This is a genomic window from Alteromonas sp. AMM-1, assembly GCF_047290655.1.
Lineage (GTDB): Bacteria > Pseudomonadota > Gammaproteobacteria > Enterobacterales > Alteromonadaceae > Alteromonas > Alteromonas mangrovi.
This window is the reverse complement of record NZ_JBLBUE010000271.1, coordinates 1-2,248: the sequence shown is the minus strand read 5'-3', so window position 1 is coordinate 2,248 and position 2,248 is coordinate 1. Positions and strand designations below refer to the sequence as shown.

Below are 2,248 nucleotides of genomic sequence, written 5' to 3'. Positions count from 1 at the left end.
GTCCCGTCTGGAATCAATGCTGTGTTGTGTTGATTGTTAAGTTCGGTAACAGTGGCAAAAAAACCGGTTTCAGGATTAACGTGAGTTCGTTCGCTAATAACATATTGAATATCGGCACTGGTAAAAAGATGCTCTTGCTGTGCAGCAGAAAAGAATGCTGGAACAGGAACAAGTACACAATTGGCCATCTGACACGCTAAATCAAAGAAGACCCACTCCAAACCGTTATCTGCAATGATTGCGAAACGTTGCGCATTAAGCTGCTTTATATACTGTGCACGTGATAATACAGCCTCATACAGTTGAGCATAAGTCACTTGCGTGGATGCAGTGCTAAGCGCAACATCATTATTTACTTCAAAAGGATAGGAATTAAGCATGACGTAACCACCGCAGTTGAGACGCAATGGTGGACGCCGCGGGTTGCTGAGCCCGATCAATATCGGTAAGACGCGGGTTGTTTTTTACTACTGCTGAAACACGCGCCAGATCAAGCAACATTACTGTTGGACCAGCCTGGTAATAGCTTCCCCATTCAGCCGCTTTACCGCCCAGCTTCTCAGGACTAGCCGGGCAAATTGCTGAAGCTTGTAAACCGTAGCGCATAAAGAGTGCCTGAACACGCGTAGTTGCGGTAAATAATGCATAGGTAAAACCAGCTTCGAGCAGCGCTTTAACGGTTGTCAGTAATAAAGGTAATGTGTAGGCGTGAGATTCACTGTATAAATTGCCAATTTCGGCAACCTTACCTTCAACATCTTGAATTCCTTGGGCTGCAAGGGTCTCAGTTAATCCACTGTCAAGGTAACGCGTAACCAGCATATCAGTAGTTTGGGTACGCAAACCCAGTACAGAATGAATATTCTGCGCTCTTGCTGTTACCAGCAAGGGCAAAAAATCCTGCACATCTGCGCGATACCACTGGTAAAACCCTTTGCGGATAAATTCTTGTACCTGATGGCGGCATGAAGCATGCCTATCACACCCTATCACATCTACAGAAGGTATCGATGTGCTTAAAGGGTGAAACTGCAGAGCATTAGCATTAAACGCATTCATCATGTATCAGTCCAACGGAAATTCAGAACATGATGAAAAGATAATTGTGAAAACTTAACGGAACATTAAGAAGAAAAATAATTTTCAAAAATAAAAAAAGGCAGTGAATGGTTGGGAATTCACTGCCTTGATACAGGCGACACAATGCCTGCCTGGCAACTTATACTTTTACCGCCAGTAAATCGCATTCAATGCCGTGCAGCACAGAACTGGCGGTAGAACCTAACAACAACTGCACACCACTTTGACCATGAGTTCCCAACACAATTAAGTCAGCGTTGAGCTTTTTGGCCACCAGGTGAATTTCCTCTGCGGCAGAACCAATTGCAACCTGAACGTGGGTTCGAGGCACGCCATGGCCATCGGCGATCCTTTCTAATTTCTTTTGCGCCTGCTCGCGTACTTCTTCAGAAAAATCACGTTCAAGGAACAAACCATAAGGCTCAAAATTCGTTTGCGGGTACGCTACATATATCAGGTTAAGCTTTGCAGGTGCCCCCGCTACAGCCAATGCTTTTTCTACAACGGCTTCATGCTCATTTGAGAACACATCTATTGCTACCAAAACACAGTTATAACCACTCATAATCAGCCTCCTTATGGCTGTTTTCTGTAATGTCAGTATAGAATAGCGGTAATCAATTACTGTTGATTTTAATCAATATTTGCTAATTACTATTTACTGATTGAGTTCTATTTTCAACCTGAGCCAGAATATTAACCGGTTTAAACGATGCAACAGATGCTTCTTTTATATGCAATGCGTAATGCGATGGCACGTCGTCGCTACAAAAGCTACCGGGTTGAATAAGCGGAAAGATTTCATCATAACGTTTAACCGTTTCCTGATTAACCCGCCTGAAGATATGAGTGCGATTCAGTTCGCTGGCTGAGCGATGCCCGGTTGACGATAAAATATCTACCATTGCCTTCACGGTTTTGTGATGGATATTGGCTACCCGTACACTTTTGTCCTTAACATCCAGCCCTTTAAACAGCTTTGGATCCTGTGTAGCAACCCCCGTTGGGCAGGTATTAGTATGACAGGACAACGACTGTACACACCCTAATGCCAGCATCATTCCTCTTGCGCTGTTACACACATCAGCGCCCAAAGACAGGTTTTTAACCATGTGAAACGCCGTAATGATTTTTCCCGATGCAATAATTTTAATCTTGTCTCGTATCC

Annotated in this window: 4 protein-coding genes; all 4 read right to left on the bottom strand. The window is 43.9% G+C overall.

Annotation, left to right across the window (positions count from 1 at the left end; all coding sequences use genetic code 11):
- Positions 1 to 380: AMP-binding protein (locus tag ACLR2L_RS19970; RefSeq protein WP_413370753.1), on the bottom strand; the 380-nt coding region annotated here is incomplete at its 3' end.
- The gene (locus ACLR2L_RS19965) at positions 373 to 1,062 is read right to left on the bottom strand and encodes a thermostable hemolysin (protein ID WP_413370751.1); all 690 of its coding nucleotides are present in this window, start codon (positions 1,060 to 1,062) and stop codon (positions 373 to 375) included. The genes ACLR2L_RS19965 and ACLR2L_RS19970, both read right to left, overlap by 8 nt.
- Positions 1,063 to 1,219: 157 nt before the next feature.
- Positions 1,220 to 1,645 (bottom strand): universal stress protein, encoded by a 426-nt coding sequence (locus tag ACLR2L_RS19960; RefSeq protein WP_140957368.1) that lies wholly within the window; start codon positions 1,643 to 1,645, stop codon positions 1,220 to 1,222.
- An 82-nt stretch (positions 1,646 to 1,727) separates the two neighbouring features.
- Positions 1,728 to 2,248 (bottom strand): glutamate synthase-related protein (locus ACLR2L_RS19955; protein WP_413370748.1); only part of this gene is annotated, 521 nt, incomplete at its 5' end.

What these genes read in the sequence shown, in the direction of transcription:
- ACLR2L_RS19965 (WP_413370751.1), bottom strand. Translation starts at nt 1,062, where the DNA reads ATGATGAATGCGTTTAATGCTAATGCTCTGCAGTTTCACCCTTTAAGC.
- ACLR2L_RS19960 (WP_140957368.1), bottom strand. Translation starts at nt 1,645, where the DNA reads ATGAGTGGTTATAACTGTGTTTTGGTAGCAATAGATGTGTTCTCAAAT.